Raw genomic sequence first — 19,361 nt, forward strand, 5'->3', positions numbered from 1 at the left:
GGTGCCGGCGGCCAGGTGGCGGCACCCGCGCGGCGGCAATCGAAGGCCTGCTCCCCTCGGGCGAGAGGACACGGATTGGGTGCCGGTGGCGCCCGTGCGCGATGAAAGCGCACGGCACTCGATGCCGACCGGCGCCGGGAAGGCTTCCCGCCGCCGCCGGCCCTACGATCAATGGGCGGGGGCGGGGCAACCGTGGCGATCGCGAACGACCGCGCGTCACTGATCCAGATCAAAGCCGCTATCGCCGCCTGCGCGCAGGATCGGCTCGCATCGCGAGCGAGGAGGTCAGCATGCAGGAAAGGATGAACGCCATCCCGGCCCATGGGCACGACGTGCTTCCTGCGGCCGCGGCGACGGGCGTGCCGTAGGCAGGGGACATCCACCAGGCATGCGCACGCATGCGCAGCGGCCGGGCCGGCGCGCGCATCGTGGCCGAAACCGCGGCACCGGCCGCACCAACACCATTCGACCCCGGCGCCTGCCGGACGGGACCCTCGCGATCCCGGCCGGTCCGCGCCGGTACCGATCATCGACCGCCCGTCCCGTCGGCCGCCACCGAGCGAGCCGGCCGGACACCGATCCTCCACCCCGCGGGGCGGCCTCACAAGGGCTTTCTAGAGGAGGTATCCACCATGATCCACGGACATCACGCATGCCGCCGGGCACCAGGCTCGCGCGGCTTCACGAAGCTTGCGGCATCGCTGCTGCTGGCCACGCTCGCCGGCAACGCGGGCGCGGTCGAGTTCCAACCCGGCGGCTACGATCCGGTCGCACCGGGCACCAGCCTGTTGCTGCTGTATGCCCAGCACGCCGAGCGCGACCGCTACTACCAGTCGGACCGGCGCAGCGATGGCATGGGGCTCAGTTCCGACGTCGGCATCCTGCGCTACCTGCACTCCTTCAAGCTGGGCGAGCGTGCGGTGATCGAGCCGCAGGTGCTGCAGCCGTTCGGCCGGATGAGCGGCAATGGCGCGGCCAACTCGCTCGGCCATACCTCCGGCATCGGCGACACCATCCTGGCGGTGACCCTGGTCACCTGGCTGGACGAGGACAAGCGCAACATCCTGGGCTTCACCCCGTACCTGTACCTGCCCACCGGCCGCTACCACGCCGGCTCGGCGCTGAACATGGGCGAGAACCGCTGGCGGCTGGTGCTGCAGGGCGCCTACAGCCATCGCTTCTCCGGGCGGTGGGCGCTGGACCTGGGCGCGGAGGCCTCGCGCGCCAGCGACAACGACGAGTACGGGCAGACGCGCGCCACCCTGAGCGAGCGCACCCGCTACGAGTTCCAGACCTACCTGCGCTACAACCTGGGCAGCCTGACGGAACTGTCGCTGGGCGGCGGCCATGTCGTCGGCGCGGCCACCCGCATCGATGACGTCGACCAGGGCGACCGCCTGGCCACGACCTACGCGCGGCTGACGCTCAACCGGGTGTTCTCGCCGAACTTCCAGCTGCAGGCGCAGCTGGGCAGGGACCTGGACGTGCGCCAGGGCTTTGCCGAGGACGCGCGCCTGAACCTGCGCCTGCTCTGGGCGTTCTGAAACCGGCGGGCCGCGCCGCCGCCACGGCGCGGCCCGCCACCGGCACTGCCGCCGCGAACGCCCGCCGCGTCGGTCGGGCGGCGCGGGCGGACCGGTCATCGCCGCGACGGCTTGGCGGTCGCGGCGGGGCAGGCTTTTTGCGCTGCAGCAATCACGGGTGTAATTAAGACGCTGGACGGTCGCCCCGCCCATTGCGTCTAGGGCGCCTTCCTGCAGTGAACCAGGGGACCGTCGTGCCGCGGTGGTCCGGTCGCCGCGGGAGGATGTCCGCAGGCAAGGGGTGGGTGATCGCCCGGACCCCTTTCAGCCTGTCGGGAGCCGTGCCGTGAATATCTTGCTGTCGGATGCCATCGCCTTCTGCCGCGCCCAGCTCGCCGCGCTGGGCACGCCCGCGCACATCGCCGTGGACGTCGCCGAACACCTGGTGGAGGCCGACCGCGCCGGCTATCCCAGCCACGGCATCTCGATCCTGCCCAAGTACCGGCAGGCGATCGACGACGGCCACCTGCACGCGGCCGCCGAGCCGCAGTGCCGGCGCGCCGACGGCGTGCAACTGGCCTACGACGGCGTTCTCGGCTTCGGCCAGCACGTCGGCAAGCGGGCATTCGCCGCCGCGGTGGAGCGCGCCCGCCTGGGCGGGCTGTGCGCGGTCACGGTCGCCGGCACCCATCACTTCGGGCGCATGGGCCACTACGGCGAGCAGGTGAGCGGGCAGGGCATGGTGCTGCTGGCCTGGTCCAACGTCATCGGCCGCGGGCCGATGGTGGCACCGTTCGGCGGCAGCCAGGCGCGGCTGACCACCAACCCGGTGTGCTTCGCGCTGCCCCTGCCCGGCGGCCGTCCGGCGCTGGTCCTGGACATGGCCACCAGCCAGATCGCGATCAACCGGGCGCGGATACTGGCCGAACGCGGCGAACCGGCCGCGGCGGGGACGCTGATCGACGCACGGGGGCGGCCGACCACCGATCCGCAGGTGATGTTCGCCGATCCGCCCGGGGTGCTGCTGCCGTTCGGCGGCCACAAGGGCTACGGCCTGGGCCTGGTCACCGAACTGCTGGCCGGGCTGCTGTCCGGCGGCGGCACCGTGCAGCCGGCACACCAGCATGGCGCCAGCGTGGCCACCAACAACCTGTTCGCGCTGGTGATCGACCCGGCGCGCTTCGCCGACCCGCAGTGGATCGAGCGCGAGGCGGCCGCCTACATCGACTACCTGCACGCCTGCCCGCCGGCGCCGGGCTTCGCCGCGGTGCAGTACCCGGGCGAGTTCGAGGCGCGCAACCGCGCCGCGCATGCGGACTTCATCGAGATCGACGACCCGACCTGGCACGCGCTGCAGGCACTGGCCAGCGACCTGGGGACCGCGCCGCTGGCCGCCGGCTGAGCCTGCCCGCTGCCCTTCAGCCCGCGGTCGGTGCGCGGCCGCGCGCGCTCGAGCAGGCCAGTCCCAGCACGATCGCGGCGAAGCCGGCGGCATGGTACGCATGCAGCGGCTCGTGCAGGAACAGCACCGACAGCAGCGCGCCGAACACCGGCATCAGGTGGATGAACAGGCCCGCCCGCGCCGGCCCCACGCGGGCCACGCCGAGGTTGTAGAGCAGGTACGCCAGCACCGACGGGAAGATGCCGACGTAGGCAAACGCGGCCAGCGCGTGCGCGTTCCACTGCGGGCGCAGGCCGCCGGCGAACTCCCACAGGAACAGCGGCAGCAGGCACACCACGGCCACGCCGATCTGCGCCTCCATCAGCCCGATCCGGTCGATGTCGGCCGGCATGCCACGCAGCCACAGCGTGTACAGCGCCCAGCAGACCATGGCCGCGAACACCACCAGGTCGCCATGGGAGAACTGCAGCGCCGCCAGCCGCGTCCAGTCGCCGTGCAGCACGATGGTGAGCACGCCGGCGAACGACAGCGCCAGCCCCAGGTACTGCCACGGGCCCAGCCGCTGCCGGTAGAACAGCGCGCCGAACAGCACGATCAGCAGCGGGATGAAGGAATTGAGCAGCAGGCCGTTGGTGGCCGTGGTCGAGCGCAGCCCGGCGTAGACCAGCGAGTTGAACGCGGCCACGCCGACCACGGCCAGCCCCAGCAGCCGCCAGCGATGCTGCCAGTAGCGCGGCAGGTCGCGCCGCAGCGGCCGCCAGGCGAACGGCAGCAGGCAGGCGAAGGCGATCAGCCAGCGGCCGAAGGACAGCGTCATCGGCGGCACGTCGTGGCGGATCGCGCGGCCGACGACGAAGTTGCCGGCCCAGAACAGCGGCGGCAGCACCAGGATCAGCAGGCCGGCCAGGTCCGGGCGGGGGCGTTGGTTGCCGGTCATGGGATTCCTGTGCGATGGCGGTCGCGCATGATCGCGCGTGGTGCGCGGGGCGTCATCCCGAGGCGGGAAGCGAAAGTTGTTTCCTTCTCCCGCTTGCGGGGGAAGGTGCCCGAAGGGCGGATGGGGGTTGCCGGGAGCATGGGAGGGTCTACAGCCAGAGCGCCCTCATCCGGCGCTGCGCGCCACCTTCCCCCGCAAGCGGGAGAAGGGAGTCATGCCGGCGAGCGCGCGCTGCAGCGTCTCAATGCCCGCCGCAGCAATCGTTCCAGCCCCTGCCCTTGGGGGTCTGGCCGATGCCCGGGTTGAAGCTGTTGGTCGGGTCGAGCTGGCGGTAGAACTGTTCCAGCGCCGGCTTGGCCGGGTACAGGTGGCCGACGTTGTGCTCGGCCGGGTACTCGGCGCCGCGCTTGTCCAGCAGCGCCCACATCGCGTGCTCGATCGCCAGCGGGTTGAGGCCCTTCCTGACGATGTAGTCCTGGTGGAACACGTGGCAGAAGAAGTGGCCGTAGTAGAGCTTGGCCACCAGCGTGTCGTCGATGTCCGGCGGCAGCGTCTCCACCCAGTCGCGGTCGTTGCGGCGCAGCGCCACGTCCAGCGCCACGATGTCCTCCACCTCGCGCCGGTGCACCTCGCGGTAGCGCACCGCCGCGCCGGCCACCGCGAAGCGGTGCAGGAACGCCTTGCGGCCCTCGTCGGCATCGCACTTGAACCAGCCGCCGGTGGTGGAGGCGGCGAAGTGCTGCTTGAGGAACACCTCGGTCAGCGGCGCCATCGCCGCGCTGACCTTGAGCAGCAGGTGGTGCTCGTAGCGCTGGCGGAACTGCCGCATGCGCACCGGCAGGTGGCTGGGCAGCAGTGCCATCAGCGCCTGCATCGTCCGGTCGGTGACCCCGCGCAGGCCCAGCCGCTCGAAGAAGCCGTCGATTCGGCTCTTGAGCGCGAACGCGGCCGGCACCTTGTCGGTGCCCAGCCTGTCGATCAGCAGGAAGGTGTCCTTGCCGTACTTCTCGCCGATGTCGTAGGCGTCGCGGTGGATGTACTCGCCGCTGATCGGCAGTTCGTCGAAGGCGGTGAGCATGTAGCGGCGGATCTCGGTCAGGTCGTCCGGCGCGTTGCTGCCGATGTAGAACACCGCCGCGTCCTCGCGCGGGAAGGTGTCCAGCCGCACCGCGAACACCGCCAGCCGCCCGGCCGAGCCGGCGGCCTCGTACAGGCGCACCGGATCGGCGTTGTAGCGCGCCGGCGTCGGCGCATCGACCTCGCGCACGTGCTGGCCGTAGTACGGATCGGAGGCGGCCAGCTGCGGATCGTCGTGGATGTCGGCCTCGGCGTAGTCGCCGGCCTGCAGCCGGGCGAGGATCTGCTCGGGCTCCTGGCCCAGCTCGATGCCGAGGTGGTTGACCAGCCGCAGCACGCCGTCGTCGTCGAGCCGGGCGTACAGCGCCAGCTGGGTGTAGGCCGGGCCGCGCCGCACCAGCGCGCCGCCGGAGTTGTTGCAGATCCCGCCCAGCACCGAGGCGCCGATGCACGAGGAGCCGATCACCGAGTGCGGCTCGCGGCCCAGCGGGCGCAGCTCCTGCTCCAGCCGGTCCAGGGTGGCGCCGGGCAGGCACACCACCTGGCGGCCATCGTGGATCAGCTGCACGCCGGCCAGGCGGCGGGTGGAGAGCATGACGACCTCGCGGTCGTAGTCGTCGCCGTCCGGGGTGGAGCCGCCGGTCAGGCCGGTGTTGGCCGCCTGCATGATGACGATGCGCCCGGCCTCGACGATGGCCTGCAGCGCCTTCCACATCTCCAGCAGGGTGCCGGGCACCACCACCGCCAGCACCGGGCCCTCGCCGAAGCGATAGCCCTTGCGGTAGCGGCGGGTGGCCTTGTCGCCGGTGAGCACGTGGCCGGCGCCGACGGCATCGCGCAGGCGCTGCAGCAGGGTGTCGGAGGGAACGGCGGAACGGTCCATGGCGGTGTCTCCCGGATGTTGTACGCGATTATCGGCCTTTGGCCCCATGCCGGCGTGGGCCGTGGTCTGCCAGCGCCGCCAGCGGCTTGCGTGCAGGAGCAGCCCTACGTGGCCTCCGCGGCATGAGCCGCGAGGGCTTTACCGGGAAGCCGATTGGCGCTCACCGTCAGTTCTCTTATCGAAACCGAACGTCGTCCCCGCGAAGCGGGGACCCAGCGACTTTGGCCTGTGCCGCGGTAAGGCACTGGGTCCCCGCCTTCGCGGGGACGGCAGCTGGAAAACAGTGGCCCTGAGTGAGGCTGGCACCCGACGGTAAGGCCCTCGCGGCGCACGGCCCGTATCGCCGCTCCTGCAGAAATGGCAAGACCATCGCTGCCGGCGGCGATATGCCGTCACGGCGACACCATCGCCTCGCGGGTCACGCCGGTGAGCGAGTCGCGGGTGATCCCGGCTATGGTCTTGGCACCGGTCAGCGTCATCGCCACGCGCATTTCCTTCTCCATCAGCCCCAGCAGGTTCTCCACCCCGGCCTGGCCGGCGGCGGCCAGTGCGTACACCCAGGCGCGGCCGAGCAGCACCGCGTCGGCGCCCAGGGCGATCATGCGCACGATGTCCAGGCCGTTGCGGATGCCCGAGTCGGCCAGGATCTTCAGCTCGCCCTTGACCGCGTCGGCGATGGCCGGCAGCGCGCGCGCGCTGGACAGCACGCCATCGAGCTGGCGGCCGCCGTGGTTGGACACCACGATGCCGTCGGCGCCGAACTTCACCGCGTCGCGCGCGTCCTCCGGGTCGAGGATGCCCTTGATCACCATCGGCCCGGTCCAGAACTCGCGGATCCATTCCAGGTCCTTCCACGAGATCGACGGGTCGAAGTTGGCCGCCAGCCAGCCGATGTAGTCCTCCAGCCCGGTCGGCGTGCCGCGGTAGGCGGAGATGTTGCCCAGGTCGTGCGGGCGTCCCCACAGGCCCACGTCCCAGCTCCAGCGCGGATGGGTCGCGGCCTGCGCCATGCGCCGCAGCGAGGCGTTGGGCCCGCTCATGCCCGAGTGCGCGTCGCGGTAGCGCGCGCCGGGCGTGGGCATGTCCACGGTGAACACCAGCGTGGTCACGCCGGCGGCCTTGGCGCGCTCGAGCGCGTTCTTCATGAAGCCGCGGTCCTTGAGCACGTACAGCTGGAACCACATCGGCCGGTCGATGACCGGCACCACTTCCTCGATCGGGCACACCGACACCGTGGACAGGGTGAAGGGAATGCCGCGCGCGGCCGCGGCGCGCGCGGCCTGCACCTCGCCGCGGCGCGCGTACATGCCGGTCAGCCCGACCGGTGCCAGCGCCGCCGGGATCGCCAGCTTCTCGCCGAACAGCTCGGTGGACAGGTCCAGCGCGGTCATGTCGCGCAGGATGCGCTGGCGCAGCGCGATGTCCTCCAGGTCCGAGACGTTGCGCCTGAGCGTGTGCTCGGCATAGGCGCCGCCGTCGATGTAGTGGAACAGGAACGGCGGCAGCCGGCTCTGGGCGGCGGCGCGGTAGTCGGTGGATGCGGAGATGATCATCGGTCTTGGGAACTCGGGGGAAGTCGGGAGAATCGCGCCAGCCGGGCCTCGTCCTCGTCCAGCGAGCGCAGCGTGGTGTGCACGAATTCCAGGTGGCGGTGCACCGCCTCGCGCGCGGCCGGCGCGTCGCCGGCCAGGATCGCCTGCATCACCTCGCGGTGCTGCGCGGCCAGCTGCTCGAAGGTCTGCGGCAGCGTGTACATCTTCCGCCGGCTGTTGGAGACGTTGGAGTGCAGCAGGTCGAACAGCCCGCGCATGACCTGGGTCAGCACGGCGTTGTGCGAGGCCTCGGCGATGGCCAGGTGGTACTCGGCGTCGCGCCGCGACACCTGCGTCGGGTCGTCGCCGCCATGGAACGGCAGCATCGCCTCGTACGCGGTGCGGATGCGCGCCTTGTCGGCCTCGGTGGCGCGCAGCGCGGCATACCAGGCGGTGGCGCCCTCCAGCGCGTGGCGCACCTCGAGCACGTCGTAGCCGTACTCGGGCAGGCTGCCCAGCAGCGCCGCCAGCGGGGCGACGATGCCGGCGCCGGTCCAGTCGTCCGCCGCCGCGCGCACGTAGGTGCCGCCGCCGTGGCGGCTCTCCAGCACGCCCTGGCTGGAGAGCTTGCCGATCGCCTCGCGCAGCGACGGCCGCGACACGCCCAGCTCGGCGGCCAGCTGGCGCTCGGCCGGCAGCCGGGCGCCGGGCTGCAGGCCCTGCGTCGCGATCAGGGCCTGCAGTTGCTCGGCGATGCGGTCGGACAGGCGCATCGCGGGATTACGGGATCATCCAGGTGAACACGTAGGCCTGCAGCGTGGTGATGATGCCCACCATAACGGTGAAGGCCAGGCTGTGCTTGAGGGTGAAGCGCAGCAGGTCCGACTCCCTGCCGGCCAGCCCCACCGCCGCGCAGGCGATGGCGATGGACTGCGGCGAGATCATCTTGCCGGTGACGCCGCCGGTGGTGTTGGCCGCCACCAGCAGCACCTCGGGCACGCCGATCTGCTGCGCGGTGGTGGCCTGCAGCGCGGCGAACAGCGCGTTGGAGGAGGTGTCCGAACCGGTCAGGAACACCCCCAGCCAGCCCAGGAACGGCGAGAAGAAGGTGAAGGCATGGCCGGTGTGGGACAACGCCAGCGCCAGCGTCGCCGACAGCCCGGAGTAGTTGGCGATGAAGGCGAACGCCAGCACCATGCCGATCGAGTAGATCGGCGTCTTCAGCTCCTTGAGCGTCTCGCCGAAGGTGGCCACCGCCGCCTTCGGGCGCATCTGCAGCAGCACGATGGCGATCAGCGCGGCGAACAGGATCGAGGTGCCGGTGGCCGAGAACCAGTCGAACTTGTAGATCGCGTCGTACGGGGTGGCGGTAGGCACGATCGGCGGCATCTTGTCCACCAGCTGGTGCAGGAACGGCACCGGGATGTTGAGCACCCAGTGCGCCAGCGCGCCGTCCTTGGCGAACAGCGCCTTGAACGGCTTCACGCTCCAGATCGTCACCATCACCGTGAGGATGATGAACGGCGACCAGGCCTTGATGATGGTGCCCAGCGAATGCTTCTGCCCGGCACCGGCCACCAGCGCGGCAGCCGCCTGCGGCGCGGCCTCGCCGGCCTCCTTCTCGAAGCGGAAGATGCGCCTGGGCTTCCACACCTTCAGGAACAGCGTCAGGCACACCATCGAGGCGATCGAGGAGGTGATGTCCGGCAGCTCCGGGCCGATGAAGTTGGAGGTCAGGTACTGGGCGATGGCGAACGCGCCGCCGGCCACCAGCACCGCCGGCCAGGTCTCCTTGACGCCGCGCCAGCCGTCCATGATCGCCATGATCCAGAACAGCACGATCAGGGTCAGGAACGGCAGCTGGCGCCCGGCCATGGCGCCGATGTCGAACGCGTCCAGCCCGGTGACCTGGCCGGCGACGATGATCGGGATGCCCATCGCGCCGAACGCCACCGGCGCGGTGTTGACGATCAGGCACAGCCCGGCCGCGTACAGCGGCTTGAAGCCCAGCCCGACCAGCAGCGCGGCGGTGATCGCCACCGGCGCGCCGAAGCCGGCCGCGCCCTCCAGGAACGCGCCGAACGAGAAGCCCACCAGCAGCATCTGCAGGCGCTGGTCCTCGGTGATCGACAGGATCGAGGAGCGGATGATGTCGAACTGCCCGGTCCTGACCGAAACCTTGTACAGGAACACCGCGCCGACGATGATCCAGGCGATCGGCCACAGCCCGTAGACGAAGCCGTACACCGCCGAGGCCAGCGCCCGGTCCACCGGCATCCGGTAGAAGAACAGCGCCACCGCCAGCGCGATCAGAACCGTGAAGGTGCCGGCCAGGTAGCCCTTCATCCGCACCACGGCCAGGGCGACGAAGAAGAACGCGATCGGCAGCAGCGCGATCAGGCTGGACAACCAGAGGTTGCCAGCGGGGTCGTAGATTTGTTCCCAAGCCTGCATTTCCCACTCCCGGGCATCGGTTGGATCGGATGGTCCGCGAAGCGGTCCGTCGGATATTGGTCATACCAATCAAGCGGTGGTGTGACCAATTGCCGCGGATTACAGGGGTTGGGCCGGGCGGGGTCAATTAGACCATTGGTCGAACGAGGGTCTATTGGTCATACCAATGCCGGGTTGGCGTAATCGGTTCTTCAGGAGAATCGCCGGCAGTACGGCAGGATCGGCAGTCAGTGGACGAGCAGGTTCGTGTAGCAGCGTAGTGGATCGAATCGCGTGAATCGAATGAATCGAACGGTTGATGTAGAATGAAACCGGATACTGCCCAACGGAGGGCGAGATGCAGACATTCACCGCCAATGATGCCAAGACCCGCTTCGGCGAACTGATCGACCGGGTCCAGCGGGAGCCTGTGCGCGTGACCCGGCGCAATCGGGTCGTCGGCGTCATGGTGTCCGCCGAGGACTATGACGCCATGCGCGCGTTCTATGCCGACCGCTTGCGGCACACCTTCAAGCAGAGCGCCGAGGACGCGGCCGCAAAAGGCCTGACTGAGGAGAGGCTAGAGCAGTTGCTTGCCGATGAGGATTGAACGCGTCGTCATCGACACCAACGTCCTGATCAGTGCCGCGCTGTCCGCGCGATCCGCTCCGGCCCGGATCGTGGATTGCCTGCTGCAGCACGCCACGCTGGTGTTCTCCCGCCCTACCTTCGACGAACTGGAGACAAGGCTTTGGCGTCCGAAGTTCGATCGTTATCTTGATATTGAGCGCCGGCAGCGGCTGTTGCACGACCTCGCCGCGATCGCGGAGTGGGTGACCTTGCCTGATCCCGCCGGAGCGGCCTACAGCCGCGACCCCGACGATGACGTGTTCATCCACACCGCATTGCACGGCAAGGCGCAGTGGCTGGTCAGTGGAGACCGGGATCTGCTGGAGTTACCGCTGGGCCCAGGATTGGAGATCTTGTCTCCGGCGCAGGCGTTGGAACGATGGCGCCAGGATTGAAAGCGTAGCCCGGCGCCGCTGACTAACGTCGGGCCTACGGCGTCCGACGTTGCACAATCCCGTTGACTTGCATCACCAACGAGAGGCTTGCCTGCGGCGGAGAAAGAGGTCTGATCCGCTTGCCCCCTCTGTTCGATTGACCACATCGCAGAGTTCGCTGGGAACGCTGGCCTGCGCGCGCTGTTACAAGGCCAGGGCATCGAGATCGCCTGCGGGGCCGGCGACGGCGAGACGCTGTTGGCCGCGTTGCTGGACACGCCGGTGGACGTGGTGCTCAGCGACATCCGCATGCCCGGCGTGGACGGCATCGCCGCCCTGCAGCGGCTGCGCGCGCGGGGCGACCGCACCCCGGTGCTGCTGCTGACCACCTTCGACGATGCCGACCTGCTGCTGCGTGCGACGGAGGCCGGCGCGCAGGGTTTCATGCTCAAGGACGCCGCGCCGGAGGACCTGCGCGAGGCGATTGCCCGCGTTGCCGCCGGCGATACCCTGCTGCAGCCCGTGAGTACTGAGCCGGTGCGCGCGCGCTACCGCTACCGCGACGAAGCGCCGCCGCGCGACATCTTCGGCGAGCGCGAGGTAGCGATCCTGCGGCTGCTGGCTGGCGGCTATTCCAACAAGGAGATCGCGCGCACGCTGTTCCTGGCCGAAGGCACGGTGAAAAACTACGTCTCCACCATCCTCGACAAGCTCGGCACCCGCGACCGCACCCGCGCCGTGCTCAAGGCGATCACGCTGCGGGTGATCTGAGCGCGGGCCAGGGCGCCGTGGGCAGGATCGATCCCGGATGCGGATGGCTGCCGCTTTCTTTTGAAGGCGAGGCCCGGGTAAGCGCTGTCCAAACCCGTGCGTAGCCGACGTAGCTGCCCTGGACGCGCGCTGGTGGAGCGTGCCCGGGTGCCGGCCTGCTGCGGGACAGTGGATCGGGGCCGGTGCCGCGCCGCTTCGATACGCTACCGGGGCAGCGCCAGCCCGCGCATGTCCTCGATGGTGCGATACCCCTTGCGCTGCATGAAGGCCTGCAGCCCGTCGATGCAGTCGGTGAGCGCGCGCGGGTTGTTGAAGGTCGCCGTGCCGATCTGCACCGCCGTGGCACCGGCCATGATGAACTCGACCGCGTCGCGCCAGCTGGCGATGCCGCCCAGGCCGACGATGGGGATGCGCTCGGCCGGCGGCAGCGCCGCCATCGACAGTGCCAGGTCGTAGACCATGCGCAGCGCGATCGGCCGGATCGCCGGGCCGGACAGGCCGGCGCGCACGTTGCGAAACAGCGGCCGGCCGCTTTCCACGTCGATGGACACGGCCTGGAACGTGTTCACCAGGCTCACCGCGTCGGCGCCGGCCAGGCGCACCGCATGGGCGATCGCGGTCACGTCCGGCGCATTCGGCGACAGCTTGACCATCAGCGGCTTGGAGGTCGCCGCGCGCACCGCGTGCGTCACCTGCGACGCCGACTGGCAGTCCAGGCCGAAGCTCATGCCGCCCTGCTTGACGTTGGGGCAGGAGATGTTCAGTTCGATCATCGCCACCGCGCTGGCGTCCAGCCGCTGGGCGCCCTCGACGTAGGACTGTAGCGACGAGCCGGACAGGTTGGCGATGCACACCGGCCCCAGCTGCAGCATCGCCGCCAGCTCGTGCTCGATGAAATGGGGGATGCCCGGGTTCTCAAGGCCGATGGAATTGATGATCCCCGACGGCGTCTCGATCAGCCGCGGCCCGGCGTTGCCGCCGCGCGCTTCCAGCGTCAGGCCCTTGGAGCAGATGCCGCCGATGCGGCCGACCTCGACCAGCGGCGCGTACTCGCTGCCGTAGCCGAAGGTACCCGAGGCGGCGATGAACGGGTTGGCGAAACGCACTCCGGCCACTGTCGTGGAGAGATCCGGTTCTTGCTGCGCGGCGCGCGGCTGCGTCGGTTCGGCCGGCAGGGGGGCCTGGTCGAACACCACGCTGTCGCCGGCGAACACCGGCCCGTCGCTGCAGCAGCGGCGGTTGCCGTCCCGGGTGGTGATCGTGCAGCCCAGGCAGGCGCCGGCGCCGCAGGCCATCGGTGCCTCCAGGCTGAGCCAGCAGGGCACGCCGGCCTCGGCGCAGATGCGCTGCACCCAGGCAAGCATCGGTTCCGGGCCGCAGGCATGCACGGCGGCGTACGCACCGCGCAGCCGCGCCGCGTCCAGCACGTCGGGGAGCCGGCCGCGGACGCCGCAGGAACCGTCATCGCTGGTCAGCACCAGCCGCGCCGGAACGACATGGTCCAGGCCGTAGGCGCCGCTCCTGAAGCCGGCATAGACGTCGTAGCTGCCCGGTGCGAGCGTGGAGGCGAATCCGGCGATCGGCGCGACGCCGATGCCGCCGCCGACCAGTGCGATGCGGGCCGGCGCGCCCGGCGCCTTGGCACTGTCTGGCGCCGGCCGCGGAAAGGTGTTGCCCAGCGGGCCGACCAGCTCGAGCACGCTGCCGGCGGCGGCTGCGCACAGTTCCGCCGTTCCCGCGCCGCGGCGCAGGATCAGGAATTCCAGTTCCAGGGAGTCGTCGCCGCAAACTGGCTGCGTCGGCGCGATCGCCCGGTACACGCTGATCGGCCGGCCCAGGAACACCCCGGACGGGCGCGAGCGCAGCATGTAGAACTGCCCCGGTTGCGGCCGGGCGGCGTCGTCCAGCGCCAGCCGCAGCAGGAAGACATCGGCCTGCACGGCGACGCAGGAAAGCACGCGGCCGGCCGCGAAGGCGGGGCGCGAGATGGTCTTTGCGCTGGAAGCGGACATGGGGACGGGAACCGGGATGATGACGACCAGAGCAGCGCATGCCGCACAGGCCAGCCTGCATGCACGCGATGCCGCCGGAGCGGGTGCCGCCGGGTTCCATCCCGCGCCGCCGCACTCCGAACCTTGCGCGCAAGCATGGGCGAACGCGCGGGGGACCGCCTTGCGCTCGATCAAGGGTGCGGTGCTCCCGCAGTGCCTGCTTCCAGGGAAGGCCCTGGTCGCCGCTCCCGCGCAAGCGGGAGCCCAGGGACGTTGCCTCGATCCGCACGAAGGTCCCTGGATGGCCAGCCGCTCGGCTGTGGTGGAGCACTTCGGCTGCCGAAAAGCGTTTCCCGCGTTCGCACACTGCTGTCAGGGGAAAACGCAGGGGCCGAGAACCTGTTATCCGAAGTGACGCGGTTCATCCCCGGAAAATTCGAATCGTCGTCCCCGCGAAGGTGGGGACCCAGGGACTTTCGCAGTGAAGTCAGCCTGCTACGAAATCTCTCGATAGCCTCATCCTTCAGGGCACGGGCACTGGGCCCCGCTTGACCAGCCATACGGCTGTGGAAAGCCGCAGGGAAGACGAGTAAATGGATGCCGACGCCACGATCCAACAAGTCTCGTCGTCGCCCAGCGACGTCGCAACGACGTTGCCGCAAACCATTACCGACAAAGCAGGAAGACTTCCCCGGGCATCGGTGCGCATGGCGGGGACCCGGTGCTTTCCCGGCCAGATTGCGGTCAAGTGGCTGCGCTCCCGCCTACGCGGGAGCGACGATGCAGGGGCCGTTCTCGAACTGACTGACTCGAAACTGCCCTAGCGCGCCGGTCGGTCGGCAACCGGTGCCTCTTCCTGGGGGCGCAACCGCGCCGCGGTCCGCGCCAGCACTTCGATCCCCTCCCAGTCGCGTGCCTCGACCAGCGTGCGCGGCGTCAGCCATGAGCTGCCGATGCACAGCACGTTGCGCAGCCGCAGGTAGTCCGCTGCGCTGGCGGCGGTGATGCCGCCGGTCGGGCAGAACCGCACCTGCGGGAACGGGCCGGCCCAGGCCGACAGCAGCGCCGGGCCGCCGGCCGCCGCCGCGGGGAAGAACTTGAAGGTGTCCAGGCCGCGCTCCAGCCCGGCCATCAGCTCGGAGGCGGTGGCGATGCCCGGCAGCACCGGCATTCCGCAGTCGCGCGCGGCGTCGTACAGCCGCGGCGTGGCCCCGGGCGAGACGGCGAAGGATGCGCCGGCCCGGCGCACGGCCTGCAGTTGCTCCGCGTCGAGCACCGTTCCGGCGCCGATCGCCGCTTCCGGCAATGCCTGCGCCATGGCGGCGATGGCCGCGACCGCGGCCGGGGTGCGCAGGGTCACCTCGATCACCGGCAGGCCTCCGCGCAGCAGGGCGCGGGCGACGTCCACCGCCTCGTCCACCGCGCCGGGCGTGAACACCGGGATCACCGGGGCGCGCCGCAGCAACGCGCGCAGGGCCCGATCAGCGCCGGACATCGAAGCGACCCTGCTCGTCGGCCAGTGCCTGCACCTCGGCCGCCGACACGCGGTTGAAGTCGCCGGGGATGGAATGCTTGAGCGCGGCGGCGGCCAGCGCGAAGCGCAGCGTCGCCGCGTCGGCCAGCCCCTCGATCAGCCCGTGCAGCACGCCGGCGGCGAAGGCGTCGCCACCGCCGATGCGATCGACGATGCCGGCCAGTTCCAGCGGCGGCACCGTGGTCTGTTCGCCGTCGCGGCGGAACATCCGCGCCGACAGGGTGTGGTGGTCGACGCTGAGCGCCACCCGCTCGGTGCAGGCCATGACCTGCAGCGCGGGAAACTCGGCGAACGCGGCCTCGGCGGCCGCAGCGCTGCGCGCCTGCGGGTCGTCCTGGCCGAAGCGGTGGCCGAGCACCACCTCGATGTCACGATGGTCGGCGAACAGCACCTGGGCGTGGCGCAGCAGCTGGCGCAGCAGGGCCGGCGCGTCGCCGCCCCAGCGCTGCCACAGGCGCGGGCGGTAGTTGCCGTCGAAGGAGACCTTCACTCCGCGTGCGTGCGCGGCCGCAGCCGCATCGATGGCCGCGGCCGCGGCGCCTTCGCCCAGCGCCGGGCTGACACCGGACAGGTGCAGCCACTGCGCCCCCTGCAGCAGCGCGTCCCAGTCGTAGCCGGCGGGGTCGGCCAGGGCGAAGGCCGAATCGGCGCGGTCGTAGATCACCTCGCTGGGACGATGGATCGCGCCCGGCTGCAGGAAATACAGGCCCATGCGGCCCTGGCCACGGGCCAGCGCGGCGGTGTCCACGCCGTGCCGGCGCAGCTCGCCCAGCGCGGCCTCGCCGAGCGCGTCGCCGGCGACGGTGCCGGCCATGGCCGCGGCATGGCCGAAGTTCGCCAGCGACACCGCGACATTGGCCTCGGCACCGCCGACATGGACCTCCAGCAGCGGCGATTGCAGCAGGCGCTGGCGCCCGGGCGGGGCGAGCCGCAGCAGCAGTTCGCCGAAACAGATCACGCGTGTGGACATCGTCCCTCCCAGGAGCGCCAGGCCGTTCTCGTCGCCGGCATCATAGGGCGGCGACGGACTATTGACCATCGGTGTCATGGCCATTGGCCGGCTACCGGGCCATGGAGAGAGTCGAAATAGCACGGGAATACGGTGCTGCGCCGCAAGATGTGACGCGATTGCGACCCTGTTAGCGTAATGACCAGCGGTGTCATCGACGCCGGCCGCCGCCCGCAGCGCCCGGCCGGGACCTGAAGGTGAAACGGGTTTCAAACCCTGGGAGGGGTCACAACATGCAGCAGCATTTCCGCCGCCGGCCGACACCGGTTACCTTGCTCGCGCTCTCGATCGGCCTTGCCCTGCAGGCCGGCGGCGCGTGGGCGCAGCAGGCCGAAGCCGAGGCGCCGGCCCCGCAGGATCCGGTGACCCTGGACTCGGTCAACGTCACCGGCTACCGCGCCAGCGTCGAGCGCGCGCTGGACATCAAGCGCAGCGAATCGGGCATGGTCGATGCCATCGTCGCCGAGGACATCGCCAACTTCCCCGACCTCAACCTGGCCGAGTCGCTCCAGCGCATTCCCGGCGTGGTCATCACCCGCGACGCCGGCGAGGGCCGCAACATCTCCGTGCGCGGCCTGGGCCCGGACTTCACCCGCGTGCGCATCAACGGCATGGAGGCGCTGACCACGGTTGGCGCCTCCGACCAGAGCGGCGGTTCCAACCGCAGCCGCGGCTTCGACTTCAACGTCTTCGCCTCGGACCTGTTCACCCAGCTGATCGTGCGCAAGACCGCCTCGGCCGACGTCGAGGAAGGCTCGCTCGGCGCCACCGTGGACCTGCGCACCGCGCGCCCGTTCGACTACGACGGCTTCACCTTCGCCGCCAGCGGCCAGGCCGGCTACAACGACATGGCGCGCAAGGCCGATCCGCGCGTGGCCGCGCTGATCGCCGATACCTGGGCCGACGGCCGCTTCGGCGGCCTGCTGTCGGTGGCCTACTCGGAGCGGCAGCTGCTGGAGGAAGGCAGCAACAGCGGGCGCTGGGCCAACGGGCCGAGCAACGGCGGCTTCAACCCGGCCTCGCCGTTCGCCGAGGCGATGGCCGAGGACGTGTTCCATCCGCGCTTCCCGCGCTACACGCTGATGGAGCACGAGCAGAAGCGCCTGGGCGTGACCGGCTCGCTGCAATGGAAGCCCGGCGATGCCACCCAGTTCTCGCTCGACGGTCTGTACTCCAAGATCGATGCCAAGCGCACCGAGAAGTACATCGAGGCGATTTCCTTCAGCCGCGGCGCCTCGCAGGGCGGCAAGCCGCAGACCATCGTCAACGACGGCTACGTCGACCCGGCCACCGGTGCGCTGCTGTACGGGCGGTTCGACGACGTGGACATCCGCTCCGAGCAGCGCTACGACGAGTGGAACACCGTCTTCAAGCAGCTCGCGCTCAGCGGCGAGCACCGTTTCAGCGACGCCTTCAGGATCGACGGCCAGATCGGCACCTCCAGCTCCAAGCACAGGAACCCGATCCAGACCACGATCATCATGGACAAGCTCGACGTCGACGGCTACAGCTACGACTACCGCGGCAACAGCCGCTTCCCGGTCTACGACTACGGCATCGATCCCACCGACGGCAGCGGCTGGACGCTGGCCGAGATCCGCCTGCGCCCGCAGTACGTGGAGAACACCTTCGACACCGGCAGCCTGAATTTCGAATGGAACCTGGGGCCGGGCTTCAGCCTCAAGGGCGGGGTGCTGGCCAAGGACTACACCTTCAAGACCAACGAATGGCGTCGCAATTCGGAGGTGTCGGTGCCGACCTTCGCCGATGGCACCACCATCGTGCCGGTCAACATGACCGAGCTGGCCAACCTGGGCGGCATCACCGGGCACCCGGGCAGCTGGGTGGTCCCGGACCTGGGCGCGGTCGCCGACGCGCTGGACATCTACAGCGGCAACGGCACCTTCGCCCTGGCCGAGCGCGTGGTCAACGCGCGCCGCGTCGAGGAGAAGGATCGCGGGGTATGGCTGATGGGCCAGTTCGGCTTCGACATCGGCGCTATCCCGTTCAGCGGCAACCTCGGCGTGCGCTACGTCCGGACCAAGCAGGCGTCGACCGGCTACGCCACCGTCAGCGGCACGCCGGTGCAGACCACGGTCGAGCGCAAGTACGACGACACCCTGCCGTCGCTGAACCTGGTGGCCGAGATCAGCCCCGACTTCCTGATCCGCTTCGGCGCGGCCAAGGTGATGTCGCGTCCGGGCCTGGGCAGCCTGACCCCCGGTGTCACCGTCAACGTCTCCGGCGGCGCACGCACGGTCAGTGGCGGCAATCCGGACCTGGAGCCGATCCGCGCCAAGACCGCCGACCTGGGCTTCGAATGGTATTTCCAGGAAGGCGCGATGCTGGGGCTGGCGCTGTTCTACAAGGACATCGACAGCTTCGTGCAGACCACCCGGGTGGTGCAGCCCTACGCCTCCAGCGGCCTGCCGGCCAGCCTGCTCGAAGGCACCGGCGCCGACGTCAACGACGACTTCGTCTTCAGCGTGCCGCTCAACACCCCCGGCGGCGACCTGAAGGGGGCCGAGTTCAACTACGTCCAGCCCTTCGCCTTCCTGCCGGGGCGCTGGAGCAACCTGGGCCTGCAACTGAACTACACCTACGTCGACTCCAAGATCCAGTACCTGACCGCCACCGGCGCCGACTCGCTGGAGACCGACCTGACCGGGCTGTCTAAGAACTCGTACAACGCCACGCTGTTCTACGAAGGCCGGCAGTTCAGCGGCCGCGTCTCCTACACCCACCGCGACGACTACCTGACCCAGGTGCCGGCGACGGAAGCCGGCTTCGACGTGCACGGGATGAAGGCGATCAACACCGTGGACGCGTCGCTGAGCTGGAAGATCGACGACCGCCTGGAGCTGAGCCTGGAAGGCATCAACCTGACCAACGAGGCCTCGGACGAATGGGTCGGCTCGGCCTGGCAGCTGCCGCTGCAGTACAGCGAGACCGGCCGCCAGTTCCTGCTGGGCGTGCGCTACAAGTTCTGATGCCGTGCGGTGCCTGGCTCCCGCTCGTATCCCCACCCGGCCGGAACGGTCGGGTCGGGCCCGTGACTCTTGCGCGGTACGTATGAAAGACACCGGCTCATCGCCTGCGCGGGGACGACGGTCCTCATCCTCCCTTGCGAAGGGGAGACCCGAACGGGACAGGGGCAACGAGGCAACGAAAGGAAACGCGAGGGACGTGAGCGCCATGGCGTCGGTCGTGCTGCGGCGCAGGATGCGCTTTGCCTCGGCAACGGTAGCTTCGCGCCTGTCCGCCG

At 70.0% G+C, this 19,361-nt stretch carries 14 protein-coding genes; 6 read left to right on the plus strand and 8 right to left on the minus strand.

What is annotated here, in order from left to right; all coding sequences use genetic code 11:
- The first annotated feature begins 632 nt into the window (after nt 1-632).
- Both LRX76_RS08860 and LRX76_RS08865 read left to right on the plus strand, forming a co-directional pair.
- On the plus strand, nt 633-1,544 hold the full coding sequence (locus LRX76_RS08860) for a transporter (RefSeq protein ID WP_231804202.1): 912 nt from the start codon (nt 633-635) through the stop codon (nt 1,542-1,544).
- 325 nt (nt 1,545-1,869) lie between these two features.
- On the plus strand, nt 1,870-2,925 hold the full coding sequence (locus LRX76_RS08865; protein ID WP_231804204.1) for an Ldh family oxidoreductase: 1,056 nt from the start codon (nt 1,870-1,872) through the stop codon (nt 2,923-2,925).
- Between the two features lie 16 nt (nt 2,926-2,941).
- On the opposite strand, the gene LRX76_RS08870 is transcribed toward LRX76_RS08865, so the two are convergent.
- The 5 genes from LRX76_RS08870 to lldP form a co-directional block, all read right to left on the minus strand.
- Complete coding sequence (locus LRX76_RS08870; protein WP_231804206.1) at nt 2,942-3,862, minus strand: DMT family transporter; 921 nt, start codon at nt 3,860-3,862, stop codon at nt 2,942-2,944.
- A 241-nt stretch (nt 3,863-4,103) separates the two neighbouring features.
- Entirely contained in the window at nt 4,104-5,822 is a 1,719-nt protein-coding gene (gene dld / locus LRX76_RS08875; protein WP_231804208.1) for a D-lactate dehydrogenase, read from the minus strand.
- A 392-nt stretch (nt 5,823-6,214) separates the two neighbouring features.
- Nucleotides 6,215-7,375, minus strand: a complete 1,161-nt coding sequence (lldD, locus tag LRX76_RS08880) for an FMN-dependent L-lactate dehydrogenase LldD (RefSeq protein ID WP_231804210.1) — start codon at nt 7,373-7,375, stop codon at nt 6,215-6,217.
- Nucleotides 7,372-8,127, minus strand: a complete 756-nt coding sequence (lldR, locus tag LRX76_RS08885; RefSeq protein ID WP_231804212.1) for a transcriptional regulator LldR — start codon at nt 8,125-8,127, stop codon at nt 7,372-7,374. The genes lldD and lldR overlap by 4 nt, the downstream gene beginning before the upstream one ends.
- A 7-nt stretch (nt 8,128-8,134) precedes the next feature.
- The gene (gene lldP / locus LRX76_RS08890; protein WP_231804214.1) at nt 8,135-9,808 is read right to left on the minus strand and encodes an L-lactate permease; all 1,674 of its coding nucleotides are present in this window, start codon (nt 9,806-9,808) and stop codon (nt 8,135-8,137) included.
- A gap of 337 nt (nt 9,809-10,145) precedes the next feature.
- On the opposite strand from lldP, the gene LRX76_RS08895 reads away from it, so the two are divergent.
- The 3 genes from LRX76_RS08895 (at nt 10,146) to LRX76_RS08905 (ending at nt 11,562) form a co-directional block, all read left to right on the plus strand.
- Nucleotides 10,146-10,397: a type II toxin-antitoxin system prevent-host-death family antitoxin gene (locus tag LRX76_RS08895; RefSeq protein ID WP_231804216.1), complete on the plus strand. Its 252-nt coding sequence runs from the start codon at nt 10,146-10,148 to the stop codon at nt 10,395-10,397.
- On the plus strand, nt 10,387-10,812 hold the full coding sequence (locus tag LRX76_RS08900; RefSeq protein ID WP_231804218.1) for a putative toxin-antitoxin system toxin component, PIN family: 426 nt from the start codon (nt 10,387-10,389) through the stop codon (nt 10,810-10,812). The genes LRX76_RS08895 and LRX76_RS08900 overlap by 11 nt, the downstream gene beginning before the upstream one ends.
- 135 nt (nt 10,813-10,947) lie before the next feature.
- Entirely contained in the window at nt 10,948-11,562 is a 615-nt protein-coding gene (locus LRX76_RS08905) for a response regulator transcription factor (RefSeq protein WP_231804407.1), read from the plus strand.
- 203 nt (nt 11,563-11,765) lie between these two features.
- Here the strand turns inward: LRX76_RS08905 and LRX76_RS08910 are convergent, their stop codons facing one another.
- The 3 genes from LRX76_RS08910 to LRX76_RS08920 all read right to left on the minus strand — a co-directional run bounded on the left by LRX76_RS08910 (nt 11,766) and on the right by LRX76_RS08920 (nt 16,057).
- Entirely contained in the window at nt 11,766-13,574 is a 1,809-nt protein-coding gene (locus LRX76_RS08910) for a dihydroorotate dehydrogenase (protein ID WP_231804220.1), read from the minus strand.
- A gap of 799 nt (nt 13,575-14,373) precedes the next feature.
- Nucleotides 14,374-15,048, minus strand: coding sequence for a bifunctional 4-hydroxy-2-oxoglutarate aldolase/2-dehydro-3-deoxy-phosphogluconate aldolase (gene eda / locus LRX76_RS08915; protein ID WP_231804222.1), 675 nt, complete (start codon nt 15,046-15,048; stop codon nt 14,374-14,376).
- A complete protein-coding gene (locus LRX76_RS08920) occupies nt 15,035-16,057 on the minus strand; it encodes a sugar kinase (protein ID WP_231804409.1) in 1,023 nt (340 codons plus the stop codon). Before LRX76_RS08920 ends, eda begins: the two co-directional genes overlap by 14 nt.
- Before the next feature lie 272 nt (nt 16,058-16,329).
- Between LRX76_RS08920 and LRX76_RS08925 the strand changes: the two genes are divergently transcribed.
- Nucleotides 16,330-19,086 carry a TonB-dependent receptor gene (locus LRX76_RS08925; RefSeq protein WP_231804224.1) on the plus strand — a complete coding sequence of 919 codons (2,757 nt, stop codon included), beginning with the start codon at nt 16,330-16,332 and terminating at the stop codon, nt 19,084-19,086.
- The last annotated feature ends 275 nt before the right edge of the window (nt 19,087-19,361 follow it).

The sequence above is a fragment of the Stenotrophomonas sp. MMGLT7 genome, assembly GCF_021168555.1.
Lineage (GTDB): Bacteria > Pseudomonadota > Gammaproteobacteria > Xanthomonadales > Xanthomonadaceae > MMGLT7.